The sequence below is a fragment of the Saccharothrix tamanrassetensis genome (assembly GCF_014203665.1).
Lineage (GTDB): Bacteria > Actinomycetota > Actinomycetes > Mycobacteriales > Pseudonocardiaceae > Actinosynnema > Actinosynnema tamanrassetense.
The window spans coordinates 46,387-61,757 of the sequence record NZ_JACHJN010000009.1 but is presented as its reverse complement, the minus strand read 5'-3'; the positions used below and the strand labels follow the sequence as shown (position 1 = coordinate 61,757).

Sequence of the window (15,371 nt, the reverse complement as noted above, 5' to 3'; positions counted from 1 at the left end):
GCGGACGGAAGCGATGGCAGGACCGTTGACGAGGAGCGGGACGAAGCACTGATGAGCACTCCGCGACTGCTCTCCAACCGCTACGAACTGGGTGAGACCCTCGGCTACGGCGGCATGTCGGAGGTCCACAAGGGCCGCGACGTGCGGCTCGGCCGGGACGTGGCGATCAAGGTGCTCCGTGCCGACCTCGCCCGCGACACCCAGTTCCAGGAGCGGTTCCGGAGGGAGGCCCAGAACTCCGCGGCGCTGAACCACCCCGCCATCGTCGCCGTCTACGACACCGGTGAGACGAACACCGAGTACGGCCCGCTGCCCTACATCGTGATGGAGTTCGTCGACGGCCGGACGCTGCGCGACATCGTCAAGACGCAGGGACCGCTGACCGGCAAGCGCGCCATGGAGATCATGGCCGACGTGTCGGCGGCGCTGGACTTCAGCCACCGGCACGGCATCGTGCACCGGGACGTGAAGCCCGCGAACGTGATGATCACCCGTTCGGGCGCGGTGAAGGTGATGGACTTCGGCATCGCGCGGGCCGTGCACGACGGCCAGGCGGCGGTGACCCAGACGGCGGCCGTGATCGGCACCGCCCAGTACCTGTCGCCGGAGCAGGCGCGCGGCGAGGCGGTGGACGCCCGGTCGGACGTGTACGCGTCGGGCTGCGTGCTGTTCGAGCTGCTGACCGGTGAACCGCCGTTCACCGGGGACTCGCCGGTGGCGGTGGCCTACCAGCACGTGCGCGAGGACCCGAAGCCGCCATCGTCGCTGAACCCGAAGGTGACGCCCGCGCTGGACGCGATCGTGCTCAAGGCGATGGCGAAGGGCCCGGCGAACCGCTACCAGTCGGCCGCCGAGATGCGCGCGGACCTGGTGCGCGTGCTGTCCGGCCAGCGCCCGTCCGCGCCCGCCGTGATGACGCCCGAGGACCGCACCGCGGTGCTGAACCAGTCGCCGCGCACCGAGGCGGCCGCCGGCGGCAGGCACCGCCCGTCGGCGCTGCGCGCGGAACCGGACGACTACGACCCGGTGGCCGAGGAAGAGGAGGAGCGGCGGGCCCGGCGCAAGAAGACGATCATGATCACGCTGGTCGTCCTGCTGTGCATCGCGGTCCTCGCGCTGGCCGCCTGGATCACCGCGTCGCTGCTGGCCGACAAGGGCGGCAACACGGGCTCGACCAAGTTCCCGATCCCGGACGTGAAGGGCCAGACCTCGGCCGCCGCGCTGGACGAGCTGCGCAGGCTGGGCCTGGACGCCAGCATGGTGACGCGCCCGTGCCAGCCCGGCCCCGAGCCGACGTGCACCGCCGAGCAGATCGACAAGGTGCTGGAGACCGACCCGCCGATCGGCCGCGAGGTCGCCAAGTTGGACAAGGTCAAGCTGATCGTCGGCGCACCCGCCGAGCAGGTCGAGGTGCCCGACGTGAAGGGCCTGTCGCCCGTCGACGCGCAGAAGAAGCTGGAAGAAGCGCAGTGGGTGTTCAAGCAGTCCACCGAGACGGTCGAGGTGGAGGACAACAGGCTGATCGGCAAGGTCGCCGACCAGAACCCCGGCGCCGGCACGAAGGCCGCCAAGGGCAGCGCCATCACCGTGTTCATCGGCAAGGGCCCGGACACCGTGCAGCTGCCCGACGTGACCGGCCAGACGATCCAGCGCGCGCGGGAGACGTTGGAGGGCAACGGGTTCAAGGTGCAGACCAAGGACGTGGACAGCCCGCGGGACCAGGGCGAGGTGGTCGCCCAGAACCCGGCGCCCGGCCGGGCCGAGAAGGGCACCCTGGTCACGCTGAGCGTGTCCAAGGGCAACCAGTTCCTGATGCCGGACCTGACCGGCATGACGGAGGGCCAGGCGCGGGCCAAGCTCGGTCAGCTCGGCTGGACCGGTGACCTCAACGTGTCGAACCGGACCCCGACCAACGACCTGAACCAGGACAAGAAGATCGCCGAAACGGAGATCAAGCCGGAGGCGGCGGTCGCGAAGAACGCCCGGATCAACGTGATCCTGTTCGACTTCAAGGTCGGCGGCACCGGCGGGCCGACCAGGTAGTCCCGCGACGCGGAAGAGGCCCCCGACTCCGGACCGGAGCGGGGGCCTCTCGCGTGGGGCGGGGTCAGATGCGGCCGGCTGCCGCGGCGAGCTGCCTCATGCCGTTCTCCAGCTGGGCCACGGTGCCCTCGGGCACCTCGAAGTCGCACACCTTGAGCCAGTTGGCGAGGATCCGGTGACCGCCCTCGGTGAGCACGGACTCCGGGTGGAACTGGACGCCCTCCACCGGCAGCTCGCGGTGGCGCATGGCCATCACCACGCCGGTCTCGGTGCGGCCGGTGACCTCGAACTCGTCCGGGATGGTGTCCGGCAGCACGGTCAGCGAGTGGTACCGGGTGGCGGTGAACGGGGTGGGCACGCCGGCCAGCACGCCGACGCCGCCGTGGTGCACGACGCTGGTCTTGCCGTGCAGGAGCTCGGGCGCGAGGTCGACGGTGCCGCCCCAGACCGCGCCGATGGCCTGGTGGCCCAGGCACACCCCGAACACCGGGACGCCGCGGTCCGCGCAGCGGCGGATGACGTCCATGCTCTTGCCCGCCTTCTCGGGCGTGCTGGGGCCGGGGCTGACGAGCACGCCGCCGACGCCGTCGATCTCGTCGAGTTCGACGGCGTCGTTGCGCCGCACCACGGACTCGACCCCCAGCTGGGCCAGGTACTGGACGAGGTTGTAGACGAAGCTGTCGTAGTTGTCGACCACGAGCACGCGCATGTCCACCAGGGTAGCCGTGACCAACCTCTCGCCAGAAGGCAGCTTAGGCTCACCTAACCTGGAAGTATGACACGTTCACTGCGCGTCGCCGTCGTCGGCGCGGGCCCGGCGGGCATCTACGCCGCCGACACCCTGATCAAGTCCGACGCCGACGTCCGCATCGACCTGTTCGAGCGCATGCCCGCCCCGTACGGCCTGATCAGGTACGGCGTCGCGCCCGACCACCCGCGCATCAAGGGCATCGTCAACGCCCTCCAGCGGGTGCTCGACCGCCCGGAGGTCCGGTTCTTCGGCAACGTCGAGTACGGCGTCGACGTGAAGCTGGAGGAGCTGCGCCAGTTCTACGACGCGGTGATCTTCTCCACCGGCGCCGAGAAGGACCGGCCGCTGGACATCCCCGGCATCGACCTGGCCGGTTCGCACGGCGCGGCCGACTTCGTGTCCTGGTACGACGGCCACCCGGACGTGCCGCGCACCTGGCCGTTGACCGCCTCGCGGGTCGCCGTGCTCGGCGTCGGCAACGTGGCGCTGGACGTGGCCCGCATCCTGGCGAAGACCGCCGACGAACTGCTCACCACGGAGATCCCGGACAACGTCCACCAGGGCCTGCTGGCCAGCCCGGTCACCGACGTGCACGTGTTCGGCCGGCGTGGCCCGGCCCAGGCCAAGTTCACCCCGCTGGAGCTGCGCGAACTCGACCACTCGCCGAACGTCGAGGTCGTCGTGCACCCGGAGGGCATCGACTTCTGCGCCGCCAGCATGGCGTCCATCCGGTCCAACAAGCAGGTCGAGATGGTGGTGAAGACGCTCCAGGAGTGGGCGATCCGCGACGTCGGCGACCGGCCGCGCCGGCTGCACCTGCACTTCCTGGAGGCCCCGGTCGAGGTCCTCGGCGCGGACGGCGCGGTGGTCGGCCTGCGCACCGAGCGGATGAAGCTGGTGGGCGACGGCAGCGTCGCGGGCACCGGCGAGTTCACCGACTGGCCCGTCCAGGCCGTGTACCGGGCGGTCGGCTACCTCTCCACGCACCTGCCGGACCTGCCGTTCGACCACACCTCGGGCACCGTGCCGCACCAGGCCGGCCGGGTGCTCGACCTGGACGACCAGGCCATCACCGGCGTCTACGTGACGGGGTGGATCAAGCGCGGCCCGATCGGGCTGATCGGCCACACCAAGGGCGACGCGCTGGAGACCGTGACCAGCCTGCTCGCGGACGCCCCCGGGCTGCCCGAGGCCCCGGTCGCCGACCCGGACGCGGTGGTGCGGTTCCTGGAGCAGCGCGCCGTGCCGTTCACCACCGTGGACGGCTGGCGCAAGCTCGACGCGCACGAACTCGCGCTCGGCGCCGAGCGGGGCCGGGAGCGGATCAAGGTCGTGGACCGGGAGACGATGACGGCGGTCGCCCGGTCCTGACGCCCTACTGGGCGGTCGTCACGTTGTTGAACGGCAGCTTCGGCTCCGCCCACGGGAACACGACGAACATCAGCAGCGCCACCACCCCGGCCACCAGGACCAGTGCTTCGAGGACGCGCACCGGCAGCGGTCCGGGGAGGTGGCGCCATATCCAGCCGTACATCACTGCTCCTTGAGCTCTTCGGGCACGAAGCCGGGCGCCTTGGGGTAGCCCTGCGCCAGCACCGCGTGCACGATCAGCCGCTGCTTGTCGGAGAACCGGGGGTGGCAGGTGGTCAGCGTCATCAGCGCCACCTGCTGCGCCTCGGGCGCGGTGCCGGTGAAGTGCGGGATCGCGTTGATCACCTCGCCCTGGGAGGGCAGCACGACCTCCTGGCCGACCGTCTTGTCGTAGGAGCCGCCCAGCGGCGACACCTTCGCGCACTTCGGGTCCTTGGCCTTGGGGCTCTGCGCCCAATTCGCGACCTCACCCGACTTGGGCAGCATCCGGTAGACGAACCACTGGGTCTGCGTCTCGACCACGATCGCGTCGCACGAGTCGAGCAGGTCCAGGTCGTTGAACGGGGCGCCCTTGCCGACCCGGTGCCCGGCGACCGCGAAGTTGCCGGGGTCGCCGGGCAGCGCGGTGTCCACGTAGTGGCCGGGACCGATCTCGAGGTGCTTGTCGGTGGTGCCCTCCACCACGGAGAACTTGTAGTCCGGGCCGAACACCGGGATGTACATCTTGGCGAACGCCTGGCCCTCGATCAGGTCGTACTTGGCCTGGCGCTGGGCGTCGGCCGGCTCGACGGTGTTGGCGTTCCACTGGTCGTCGAGGGCGTGCGTCGCGTCGTCCTGCTTGCCCGCGGAGATGAGGTCGGTGACGTAGACCTCGTAGACGACGAACAGCAGGATCACCAGGCCCGCGGTGATCAGCAGCTCGCCGACCGTGCGGACGGTCTTGCGCGCGGTGCTGTCCTCCGGGGCCGGAGGCTTTTCGTCCTCGTGGTCGGCCACGTCGTCGTCGTAGTAGTCGTCTTCGTATTCGTCCTCGTAGTCCTCGGCGTCCCGGTCCGCGGCGTCGTAGTCGTCCTCCACCCGGGCGATGACCTCGGTGGGCGGGTCGACGGGGCGAGGCCGCGGGCGCGCCGGGCGCGGCGCACCGGCCTGGGGCGGGCCGGCCGGCGGGAGACCGGCGGGCGGCGGAGGCGGCGGGAGGCTGCCGGAGAACGCGTTCGTGTAGCGGGTGGCGTCCGCCGGGACCGCCGACGGTGCGAGTGGCTGTGCCGGTGTTTGCGCGAGTGGCTGTGCGGGCGGCGGACCGGGGCGGGGTCGGCGGCCGGGTGACAGCGGCTCGGGATCGCCGCTCCGGGCCTCGCCACCCCGGGCCTCGCCGCGGAAGCTCTGGTCCGGCTCGCCGTTCAGCCGCCGGTTGAGCGGTGAGGGGTCGGGGCCGTCGAACCGGCCTGGTCCACCCGCGGGGGGAACGGGGCGGCGGAACCCGCCAGGCCCGGTGTCCGGGGCGTACCGACCGGACCGGGTGTCGGCCGCGCTGCGGTAGCCGCCCGGGACAGCGTCGACCTCAGCGGCGTACCGACCGGACCGGGAGTCTGCGACACCGCCGTAGCCGCCCGGGACAACGTCGGCGTCAGCGGCGTACCCGCCGGACCGGGGGTCCGTGGCACCGCCGTAGCCGCCGGGGACAGCGTCGACCTCATCGGCGTACCGGCCGGACCGGGAGTCCGTGGCACCGCCGTAACCACCCGGGACGACATCCGGGTCATCGGCGTACCGGCCCCGGTACCCGCGCTCGTCGGCCCCGGCGAGCGACCCCCCGAGCGACCCGCCGAAACCACCCGTCTCCGGAGCTGCCCGGCGGCCACCCGGCGCGCGGTCCGGTGGGGTGTGGGGCCGGGGTGCGGAGGAGTCGGCGTGCCGGGCCTCGTGGCGGGGTTCACCCGACCGGGGCTGTCCTCGGGGCGGGGTCGGCGGGCGGAGGGCCGAAGGCTCGTCCCAGCCGGCCGGCGAGTTCCGGGTGACCTCCTCCGGGGCGACCGGCGGCGGCGCCGGGCGCGGGGGCCCTGGCCTGGGACGAGGCGGTCGGCCAGGCGGCGGGCCCGACGGGCCGCCTTGCGGCGGGGGCGGGTCGTAGCTCACCGAAAAACCTCCCGGTCCGAACGTGCCAGAACTACACAGGCTTCAGCGACCTGCTCGGTTACGTTAACGTGTTCATCCAGCAGTGGACGTGAACTCGCGCCACTGGAGGCTCATCCACCCCGTCAGGCGAGGACAGCATGCCCAAGTCCAAGGTCCGCAAGAAGGCCGTCTACACGGCGCCGGCCGATCGCCGCACCCCGGTGAAGGTGAAGGCGGCCGGTCCGTCGCACCCGGTCTACATCGCCGTGATGCTCGGCATGATGCTGCTCGGCCTGGCGTGGCTGGTGGTCAACTACATCGCGGGTGACAAGGTCCCGGTGATGATGGACCTCGGGAGCTGGAACTTCGGTGTCGGGTTCGCCCTGATGATCGTCGGCCTGCTGATGACCATGCGGTGGCGCTGACCACACGCTACGCCACGTGGCCTACGACCCGGACGTGTCACACGTCCGGGTCGTCGCACGTTACCCGGTAGTTTACCCAGTTCACCGGACGGTCACCGAAGCACAGGGGTGTAACTCATCCCCAATGGGGACAACTCCTGTGGACAACTTTGCGCCAATTTGCACAAGCCCCGGTAGAGCCCTCCAGTTGTCCACATGCGGAACACTCGAAGGCGTGACCGAACCCCGTTCCTGGTCCCCCAGACCGGCCGTCGTGGTCCTCGCCTGGATCCTGGCCGCGCTCGCCCTCCTGGCTGCCTCCCTGAGCGCCGAAGCGACCACCAGGGTCCTGTTGGGCACCGCGACCGCGCTGCTGGCCGCTCTGGCCGCCTACGGCACGCTGCTGCGCCCGAAGCTGACCGCGGACGACACCGGCCTGACCGTCCGCACCGTCACCGGCTCCCGGCACCTGCCGTGGCACGAGGTGAAGGTGAAGCTCGCGCACACCCGGCGGCTCGGCCGCGAGGTGTCGACGCTGGAGCTGGACTGGCAGCGGGGCGAGGACGAGCAGTTGTACGTCCTGACCCTGATGGATTTGGGGACCGACCCGCGCGACGTGGCCGACGTCCTGCACGCCATGAGGCCCTGAACGCGGGCACGTGCCGGAGGGAGCGTCAGCCCAGCTGCCCGGTCCGCACGAACGCCATCACGACCAGCAGCGCGAACGCCGCCGCCACCGCGCCCGCCTGCCACGCGTTCCGGCGGGCGGGCGGCGCGTAGACCAGGCCCGCGGTCACCGCCGCGCCCACGACCAGGCCGCCCAGGTGGCCGAGCAGCGAGATGCCCGGCAGCGTGAAGCTGAGCACCAGGTTCAACCCGATGACGCCCAACGCCGAGCCGGGGTTGAGCTTGAGCCGCAGCACGGCCACCAGCATCGCGCCCATCAGGCCGTAGACCGCGCCGGAAGCGCCGGCGACGGGCGTGTTCACCGCCCCGAACAGGTACACCGCGACCCCGCCGCCCAGCAGCGACACCAGGTAGACGGCCAGGAACCGGACCTTGCCGAACACCGGTTCCAGGTCACGCCCGAGCACGTACAGGGCGATCATGTTCAACGCCAGGTGCGCCGGTCCGAAGTGCAGGAACCCGGAGGTGAACAGCCGCCACCACTCGCCGTAGTACACCCCGGCGGGCCACAGGAAGAACTCCGCGAAGAACGGCGAGTTCTGGTTGCCCATCACGCTGCCCGCCTGCACCGCGGTCACCGCGAACAGCAGCACGTTCAGCGCGATCAGCACCGGCGTCACGATCAGCCGGGAGGACAGCTCCGCCCCGACGAAGGTGCGCGCCGGGCGGACCGTGCGCCGACCCTCGGACACGCAGTCGACGCACTGGTACCCGACCGAGGCCTCCCGCAGGCACTCGGGGCACGCCGGGCGTTCGCACCGGGTGCAGCGCAACCCGGTGACCCGGTCGGGGTGCCGCACGCAGGCGGGGGCTCCGACCGGGTCACCGGGGACGACAGGCTGGTTCACGGCTGTCAGGCGCGCTCGACGGAGACCTTCTCGATCACCACGTCGGTGACCGGGCGGTCGCCGGCGCCGGTCGGCAGGTTGCCGATCTTGTTCACCACGTTGATCGACTCCTGGTCCGCGACCTCGCCGAAGATGGTGTGCTTGAAGTTCAGCCACGTGGTGGGCGCGACCGTGATGAAGAACTGCGAACCGTTCGAGTTGGGCCCGGAGTTCGCCATCGCCAGCAGGTAGGGCTTGTTGAACTGGAGTTCCGGGTGGAACTCGTCGGCGAACTTGTAGCCGGGGCCACCGCGGCCGGTGCCGGTCGGGTCGCCGCCCTGGAGCATGAAGCCGGCGATCACGCGGTGGAAGACCGCACCGTCGTAGAACGGACCGGTGGCCTCCCCGCGCGCGTTGGCCTCGGAGTAGTCCTTGGTGCCCTCCGCCAGGCCGACGAAGTTCGCCACGGTCTTGGGAGCGTGGTCGGGGAAGAGGGTGATCCGGATGTCGCCCTGCGAGGTGTGCAGGGTCGCCGTCACCTTGGTCCCGACGAGGGAGTCGTTGCTGTCTGCCACACCCCCATCGTGCCATCCGGCAGCGTGGGGGTTCGGGAAGGGGCAGGATGGGTATAGCCAAGTCGTGACTGACCGACAGCTTGTGGAGCGCGATATGGATGAGGTAGACGCCATGACCCGAGCCGGGGAGTCGGTTGGCAAGGCGGTCGGCACGGGTCTGCGCGCCGTGCGCCGCGGCGCCGTGCGCGCCGGCCACGCCAGTGCGGACGCGGCGGTCACCTGGGCAGAGCGCGCCGAGGGCAAGCTCGCCGAGCGCGGTGTCACGGCCGACCACCTCCGCGGTGTGGTCGCGGACCGCGCGGGCCTGCTGGTCGAGAAGGCCGAAGAGGTCGAGAAGTCGACCCGCAAGCGGCGCAAGCAGCTCGCCAAGAAGGCCAAGGGTGTCCGCAAGGACGTCCTGAAGGCCACCGAGCGGGCCCGCAAGGAGGCCAAGTCCCGCGCGAAGGACGTGCGCAAGGCCGCCAAGCAGGCGCGCAAGGACTACGCGGCGTCCCAGAAGCCCAAGGGCCGCAAGTGGCCGTGGGTGCTCGGCATCCTGGTCGCGGGCGCGGTCGCCGGTTACGTGGCGCTGACCCGCAGGCCGCAGGAGGTGCACCTGGAGGAGGTCGAGGAGGTCGTCGAGCCGACTCCGGAGAAGCCCGTCGCCGACCACGCCGCGCGCAACGGTCACGTCGCCGAGAACAGCGTGAAGGACCGCAGCTAGGCGACCCCCGGCACGAACCCGCGCCCGCCCCGACTCCGGAGGCGGGCGCGGATCCCTGTCCGCGAACCGGTGTGCACCGACGCGGGATCACCGCCGTGGTAGGCGCCGGCGTGGGTCACCGGCGTGAAGTCACCGAGTCGTGGTTCGACGGTCGGGGCCGCAAGCCGTAAGTCACCGGTCGAGTCACCGGCAAGTGGGTCGCAAGCCGTAAGTCACCGGCCGAGGGTCACAGGCCGAGGTTGCCGATCACCGTCTCGGCGATCCGCTTCGCCTTGATGGTCTGCTTCTGGTTGCTGTTCACGACCACCGCGTCGCCGTCCTTGGCGACCGCGTAGACCGCGCCCTCGCCGACCGCCAGCGCCCCGCCGGCCCACCCCGCGGGCGCGCTCGCCGGGCTGGACTCGGCGACCGGCGCGGCCCGGTCCACCACGGCTTTCGCCGTTTTCGGATCGCCGTGGAATACCCACACCGACAGTTGCACGTCGGTCGCGTCCGCGTAGAAGAAACAGGCCGGGTCCGGCCGGTCGGCGGACAGCCGCACTTTCCGGACCAGCTGCCCGTTGGCCTCGGCGACGAACGCCGATTCCAAATACGGACACGTCCCATCACCGGTCGGCTCCGGTACGGGCGGCGGGCCGGCGGAGGTTTGCGTGTTCTGCGTGCTCGGCGAGGGCGTGGACGTCTTCGTGGCGGCCGGTTCCCCGCTGCCGCACGCGGTCAGCACGCCGAGGACCAGCAAGGACGGCAGGGCGTTGCGCAGCGCTCGGTTCATAGGGTGATCAGTCAATCAGAATTCCAACAGCGAATCGACAGGGTGACGACCTATGCACGTAACGTCATCGGGGTTAGCTTGTCCTTACCCCTGCCAGGCCGCCCTGCGATGTGAGGACTGACCCAAGATGAACGTCTTAGACCGCGGTCGTGATCACGCTCTAGCGCTGTTCCGGATCGTCGTCGGCGTGTTGTTCGTGTGTCACGGGGCCCAGAAGCTGTTCGGAGTTCTGGGTGCCAAGGGTGCGGTGTCCATCACGTCCTGGCCGGCGGGTCCGGCCGGGCTGATCGAACTCGTCGGCGGCGCGTTGATCGTCGTCGGCCTGGGGACGCGCGTCGCCGCACTGATCTCGTCGGGTGCGATGGCGTACGCGTACTTCGTGGTGCACCAGCCGGAAGGGCTGCTGCCGATCCAGAACCACGGGGAGCTCGCCGCGGTGTACGCGTGGGTGTTCCTGCTCCTGGTGTTCACCGGTCCGGGTGCGTTCGCGCTCGACCGGGTGATCGCCTCGCGCAGGCAGCAGCACACGTCGTCCTCGCTGGCCAGCGCGTAGTGACCGGTCGGCCCGTGTTCCCCGCCGGGGAGCACGGGCCGCCGCGCGCTGTGCCCCGTCCTAGGACACCCGGTAGCGGACGTGGGTGACCAGGTCGGTGGTGCGCACCTCCACCGGCTCCAGGGTCGGTGACCCGACCCCTTCGAACAGCCGCTCACCGGATCCCAGGACGACCGGCGCGATGTGCAGCCACAGTTCGTCCACCAGCCCGGCGGCCAGGTACTGGTTCACCACGGACGCGCCACCCGCGATGGCGACGTGCTCGTCGCCCGCCGCCGCCCGCGCCCGTTCCAAAGCCCGTCCGATCCCCTCGGTGACGAAGTGGAACGTCGTCCCGCCCCGCATCTCCACCGACTCGCGCGGGTGGTGGGTCAGCACGAACACCGGCGCGTGGTACGGCGGCTCGTCGCCCCACCAGCCGCGCCAGGACTCGTCCCACTCCCCGCGACCGGGGCCGAACATGTTGCGCCCCATGATGTACGCGCCCGCCGACACGAGCGCCTCGATCTCGGCGGCGTGCTGGTCGGCCTGCTCGAACATCCAGCGGTGCAGCTGCTCGCCGCCCTCGCCGAGCGGATCGTCCGCGCTCTGGTTCGGCCCGGCGACGAACCCGTCGACCGACACCCCGATGCCGCACGTCACCGAACCGGCCACAGCCGACCTCCTGGGTGTCCGGGAGCCGGAGCCCGCCGGCTGGACCGGGGGGTGGCGACCCCCCGGAAACACAACGAGCGAGGCAGGTCCGCTCAGTCCGCGGACATACCTCGCTCAAAGCGCGTGGAGACGAGGGGAATCGAACCCCTAACCCCCGCCTTGCAAAGGCGGTGCTCTGCCAATTGAGCTACGTCCCCCTCACGAGGGGCGGCAGCCGAACCGCCCTCGCGGGTTCAGTCGGTCGGAGCGGTGGCCTCGCGCCACAGGTCCGCGTCGGCCTTGGCCGAGCGGTTGCGCTTGACGAAGAACAGGACCGCACCGGCGACGGCGACAAGTGCGATGATCTTCTTCACAGCAGTTCCCCTCTGCAATCCTGCGAAACATCCGGTGGGCCTAGGAGGACTTGAACCTCCGACCTCTTCATTATCAGTGAAGCGCTCTAACCGCCTGAGCTATAGGCCCTCGGGGCAACGACGGCAACAGTACACGAAGCTCTGTCGTGGCCCCAAATCAGGGGGGTCTTGATCCACTCCCCCGTCACTCGCGCTCGGACAGGGTCACTTCCAGGCCGCCCGCGAGGTCCGCCGACACGTTGTAGACGAACGCGCCGACCGTCGCCAACGCCGTGAACAGCACGATGTTCACCGCCCCCACGATCGCCGCGACGCCGAACACGCGCCCGGCGCTGATCAACGGGTCACCGGACGACTCGTTGCCCTGCAACAGGTCGTTGGCGGTGTTGTTGATCTTGTCCCACACGCCCATGCCGTTCAGCACCCCGTACAGCACGCCGACCGCGACCAGCCACACGAAGAACAGCGCCACGCTCAGCACCAGCGCCAGCTTCAGCACCGACCACGGGTCGACCCGCTTGACCTGGAGGCTCGCCCGGCGCGGTCCCCGACCCGGTCGCCGCGACGCCGACCCGGACGCCGCCGGCCGGCCGTTCGCGGCACCCAGGTTCACCGAGGTGCGCGCCGAGCCCGCCTGACCCGACCCGGCCTGGTCCGCCGCCTGGCGGGCGGCCGTCCCGGTGATCGCCGGGCGGGCCACCGCCACCGTGTCCGGGTCGGAGGCCGGGTACGCGGGCTGCGACCCGCCCTCCGCCGCCGGCTGCTCGGGGGCCGGGTCGCCCGGCCCCACCTGGCGCGCCTCGCCGTACTGCGCGTCACTGGTCACCCGTTGCCAGGGCGGCGGCGCGGCGGGCGCGTCCTGCCCGTCGACCGCGTCGGCACCCGACGAGGTCTGCGCCGCCGGCTGCTCGGGTGTCGCCTCGGCGCCGGGCCGGGTGATCACCGTGGTCTTGTCCTCTGGCTTCTCGGGTGAAGTCACGAGCAGTCCTCAACCTCTCGTTGCGCTAGTTGGCAGGCTCGGCCTCGGCCTGGTCCCCGCCGTCACTGTTGGGGACGTCTCCGGTCTCGTCGGCGTTGCGTGCCACCGCGATGAGAGTGGTCCCTTCGCCGAGGTTCATCAACCGGACGCCCTTCGTCTGCCTGCCCGCTTTGCGCACCTCCACGGCGCTGGTCCGGATGACCCCGCCGGAGGAGGTGATGGCGTACAGCTCGTCGTCGACCTCGACGATGAGTGCGCCGACAAGCCTCCCACGCCGGCGGTCGTGCTGGATGGTCAGCACACCCTTGCCACCGCGACCTTGGACGGGGTAGTCCTCGATCGGGGTGCGCTTGGCGTACCCACCATCGGTGGCCACCAAAACAAACAGCCCCTCCTGGACCACACCCATCGACAGCAGCTCGTCACCGCTGTTGAAACGCATCCCCAGCACGCCGGACGTGGCCCGACCCATCGGCCGCAGCGCCTCGTCGCTGGCGTGGAACCGGATGGACTGGCCGTCGGCGGACACCAGGAGCAGGTCGTCCTCGGCCGAGCAGAGCACCGCGCCCACCAGCTCGTCGTCCTCGCGCAGGTTGATGCCGATCAGACCACCCGATCGGTTGGAATCGAAGTCGGACAGCTTCGACTTCTTCACCAACCCCTTCTTGGTGGCGAGCACCAGGTAGGGCGCGACGCCGTAGTTCTTGATCTGGATGACCTGGGCGATCTCCTCGTCCGGCTGGAACGCCAGGAGGTTGGCCACGTGCTGGCCGCGCGCGTTGCGGTTGGCCTCGGGCAGCTCGTAGGCCTTGGCCCGGTACACCCGGCCCTTGTTGGTGAAGAACAGGATCCAGTCGTGCGTGGAGCACACGAAGAAGTGCTGCACGATGTCGTCCTGCTTGAGCTGCGCGCCCTGCACGCCCTTGCCGCCGCGCTTCTGCGAGCGGTACAGGTCCGTCTTGGTGCGCTTCGCGTAGCCCGTCCGAGTGATCGTGACGACCACGTCCTCGACCGCGATCAGGTCTTCCATCGACACGTCGCCGTCGAACGGCACGATCCTGGTGCGCCGGTCGTCGCCGTACTTGTCCACGATCGCCATGAGCTCCTCGCGCACGATCGCGCGCTGCCGCTCCGGCTTGTCCAGGATGTCCTTGAGGTCGGCGATCTCCAGCTCGATCTCGGCCAGCTGGTCGACGATCTTCTGCCGCTCCAGGGCGGCCAGCCGGCGCAGCTGCATCTCCAGGATCGCGTTGGCCTGGATCTCGTCGACGTCGAGCAGCTGCATCAGGCCGGTGCGCGCCACGTCGGGCGTGTCCGACCGGCGGATCAGCGCGATCACCTCGTCGAGGTGGTCCAGCGCCTTGACCAGGCCGCGCAGGATGTGGGCCCGCTCCTCGGCCTTGCGCAGCCGGAAGCGCGTGCGCCGGACGATGACCTCGATCTGGTGCTTCACGTAGTGCCGGATCATCTGGTCCAGCCGCAGCGTGCGCGGCACGCCGTCGACCAGGGCCAGCATGTTCACGCCGAACGAGTACTGCAGCTGGGTGTGCTTGTAGAGGTTGTTCAGCACCACCTTGGCGACCGCGTCCCGCTTGAGCGTGACGACGATGCGCATGCCGCTGCGCCGGTTGGACTCGTCGGCGATGTTCGCGATGCCGTTGAGCTTCTGGTCGCGCACCAGGTTCGCGATGTTCTCCACCAGGTTGTCCGGGTTCACCTGGTAGGGCAGTTCGGTGACGACCAGGATCGTGCGGCCCTTGGCGTCCTCGTCGATCTCCACGACCGCGCGCATCTTCACCGAACCGCGCCCGGTGCGGTACGCGTCCTCGATGCCGGCGGTGCCGAGGATCTGGCCGTAGGTCGGGAAGTCCGGCCCCTTGACCCGCTCGATCATCGCTTCGAGCGTCTCTTCGTCCGGCGCCTCGGGGTTGTCCAGCGCCCACACCACACCGGCCGCGACCTCGCGCAGGTTGTGCGGCGGGATGTTGGTGGCCATCCCGACCGCGATCCCCGAGCTGCCGTTGATCAGCAGGTTCGGGATGCGCGACGGCAGGACCGTGGGCTCCTGGATGCGGCCGTCGTAGTTGTCGCGGAAGTCGACGGTCTCTTCCTCGATGTCCGCGAGCATGTGCATGGCCAGCGGCGTGAGCCGGCATTCGGTATACCTCATCGCGGCTGCCGGGTCGTTGCCCTGGGAGCCGAAGTTGCCCTGGCCGTCGATCAGCGGGTAGCGCAGCGCCCACGGCTGGGCGAGGCGGACCAGCGCGTCGTAGATCGCCGAGTCGCCGTGCGGGTGGTAGTTGCCCATCACGTCGCCGACCACGCGGGCGCACTTGTTGTAGCTGCGCTCCGGGCGGAAGCCCGAGTCGAACATCGAGTACAGCACGCGGACGTGGACGGGCTTGAGGCCGTCGCGCACGTCGGGCAGGGCTCGTCCGACGATCACGCTCATCGCGTAGTCGATGTACGAGTTCTGCATCTCCTGCTGGATGTCGCGCGGCTCGGTGCGGTCGCCATCCGGGGGCAGGGTCGTCTCCGTCACGATTCTTCTTTCCTTCTCCTGCGGCGGGCTACGGGCAGCGGG

The 15,371-nt window shown here is 70.4% G+C and carries 15 protein-coding genes, 2 tRNA genes and 1 pseudogene; 6 read left to right on the top strand and 12 right to left on the bottom strand.

All coding sequences use genetic code 11. The annotated features are described in order from the left end of the window. Positions 1-51 precede the first annotated feature (51 nt). Positions 52-2,043, top strand: coding sequence for a Stk1 family PASTA domain-containing Ser/Thr kinase (pknB, locus tag FHS29_RS26250; protein ID WP_184694973.1), 1,992 nt, complete (start codon positions 52-54; stop codon positions 2,041-2,043). A 64-nt stretch (positions 2,044-2,107) separates the two neighbouring features. Here the strand turns inward: pknB and FHS29_RS26245 are convergent, their stop codons facing one another. Further along, the gene (locus FHS29_RS26245) at positions 2,108-2,752 is read right to left on the bottom strand and encodes an aminodeoxychorismate/anthranilate synthase component II (protein WP_184694971.1); all 645 of its coding nucleotides are present in this window, start codon (positions 2,750-2,752) and stop codon (positions 2,108-2,110) included. A gap of 66 nt (positions 2,753-2,818) precedes the next feature. Between FHS29_RS26245 and FHS29_RS26240 the strand changes: the two genes are divergently transcribed. After that, positions 2,819-4,165 carry an FAD-dependent oxidoreductase gene (locus tag FHS29_RS26240; RefSeq protein WP_184694969.1) on the top strand — a complete coding sequence of 449 codons (1,347 nt, stop codon included), beginning with the start codon at positions 2,819-2,821 and terminating at the stop codon, positions 4,163-4,165. Between the two features lie 4 nt (positions 4,166-4,169). Here the strand turns inward: FHS29_RS26240 and FHS29_RS26235 are convergent, their stop codons facing one another. Further along, positions 4,170-4,328: a hypothetical protein gene (locus tag FHS29_RS26235; protein ID WP_015097467.1), complete on the bottom strand. Its 159-nt coding sequence runs from the start codon at positions 4,326-4,328 to the stop codon at positions 4,170-4,172. After that, the gene (locus FHS29_RS26230; RefSeq protein WP_312865104.1) at positions 4,328-5,242 is read right to left on the bottom strand and encodes a class E sortase; all 915 of its coding nucleotides are present in this window, start codon (positions 5,240-5,242) and stop codon (positions 4,328-4,330) included. The genes FHS29_RS26235 and FHS29_RS26230 overlap by 1 nt, the downstream gene beginning before the upstream one ends. Before the next feature lie 1,196 nt (positions 5,243-6,438). On the opposite strand from FHS29_RS26230, the gene crgA reads away from it, so the two are divergent. Both crgA and FHS29_RS26220 read left to right on the top strand, forming a co-directional pair. Beyond that, positions 6,439-6,705, top strand: a complete 267-nt coding sequence (gene crgA / locus FHS29_RS26225) for a cell division protein CrgA (RefSeq protein WP_184694967.1) — start codon at positions 6,439-6,441, stop codon at positions 6,703-6,705. A gap of 214 nt (positions 6,706-6,919) precedes the next feature. Next, positions 6,920-7,333 carry a PH domain-containing protein gene (locus FHS29_RS26220; protein WP_312865103.1) on the top strand — a complete coding sequence of 138 codons (414 nt, stop codon included), beginning with the start codon at positions 6,920-6,922 and terminating at the stop codon, positions 7,331-7,333. A gap of 25 nt (positions 7,334-7,358) precedes the next feature. Here FHS29_RS26220 and FHS29_RS26215 read toward each other — a convergent pair whose 3' ends face one another. Together FHS29_RS26215 and FHS29_RS26210 are read right to left on the bottom strand one after the other, a co-directional pair. Next, positions 7,359-8,228 (bottom strand): rhomboid family intramembrane serine protease, encoded by an 870-nt coding sequence (locus tag FHS29_RS26215; RefSeq protein WP_221456673.1) that lies wholly within the window; start codon positions 8,226-8,228, stop codon positions 7,359-7,361. After that, positions 8,225-8,773 (bottom strand): peptidylprolyl isomerase, encoded by a 549-nt coding sequence (locus FHS29_RS26210; protein ID WP_184694961.1) that lies wholly within the window; start codon positions 8,771-8,773, stop codon positions 8,225-8,227. Before FHS29_RS26210 ends, FHS29_RS26215 begins: the two co-directional genes overlap by 4 nt. Before the next feature lie 94 nt (positions 8,774-8,867). On the opposite strand from FHS29_RS26210, the gene FHS29_RS26205 reads away from it, so the two are divergent. Then, entirely contained in the window at positions 8,868-9,476 is a 609-nt protein-coding gene (locus FHS29_RS26205; protein WP_184694959.1) for a hypothetical protein, read from the top strand. A gap of 226 nt (positions 9,477-9,702) precedes the next feature. Here the strand turns inward: FHS29_RS26205 and FHS29_RS26200 are convergent, their stop codons facing one another. Then, on the bottom strand, positions 9,703-10,248 hold the full coding sequence (locus FHS29_RS26200; RefSeq protein WP_184694957.1) for a DUF2020 domain-containing protein: 546 nt from the start codon (positions 10,246-10,248) through the stop codon (positions 9,703-9,705). 127 nt (positions 10,249-10,375) lie between these two features. Between FHS29_RS26200 and FHS29_RS26195 the strand changes: the two genes are divergently transcribed. Further along, a complete protein-coding gene (locus FHS29_RS26195; RefSeq protein ID WP_184694955.1) occupies positions 10,376-10,801 on the top strand; it encodes a DoxX family protein in 426 nt (141 codons plus the stop codon). Positions 10,802-10,861: 60 nt separating this feature from the next. Here FHS29_RS26195 and FHS29_RS26190 read toward each other — a convergent pair whose 3' ends face one another. The 6 genes and pseudogenes from FHS29_RS26190 to gyrA form a co-directional block, all read right to left on the bottom strand. After that, positions 10,862-11,455: a dihydrofolate reductase family protein gene (locus FHS29_RS26190; protein ID WP_184694953.1), complete on the bottom strand. Its 594-nt coding sequence runs from the start codon at positions 11,453-11,455 to the stop codon at positions 10,862-10,864. A 124-nt stretch (positions 11,456-11,579) separates the two neighbouring features. After that, positions 11,580-11,652: transfer RNA gene (locus tag FHS29_RS26185), tRNA-Ala, on the bottom strand. A gap of 39 nt (positions 11,653-11,691) precedes the next feature. Continuing rightward, positions 11,692-11,808 (bottom strand): annotated as a pseudogene (locus tag FHS29_RS36350) (DLW-39 family protein); the annotation flags it as partial. Positions 11,809-11,843: 35 nt separating this feature from the next. Beyond that, positions 11,844-11,917 (bottom strand) — tRNA-Ile (locus FHS29_RS26180). 75 nt (positions 11,918-11,992) lie between these two features. Next, on the bottom strand, positions 11,993-12,787 hold the full coding sequence (locus FHS29_RS26175; protein ID WP_184694951.1) for a DUF3566 domain-containing protein: 795 nt from the start codon (positions 12,785-12,787) through the stop codon (positions 11,993-11,995). 25 nt (positions 12,788-12,812) lie between these two features. Then, positions 12,813-15,329, bottom strand: coding sequence for a DNA gyrase subunit A (gene gyrA, locus FHS29_RS26170; protein ID WP_184694949.1), 2,517 nt, complete (start codon positions 15,327-15,329; stop codon positions 12,813-12,815). Between the last annotated feature and the right edge of the window lie 42 nt (positions 15,330-15,371).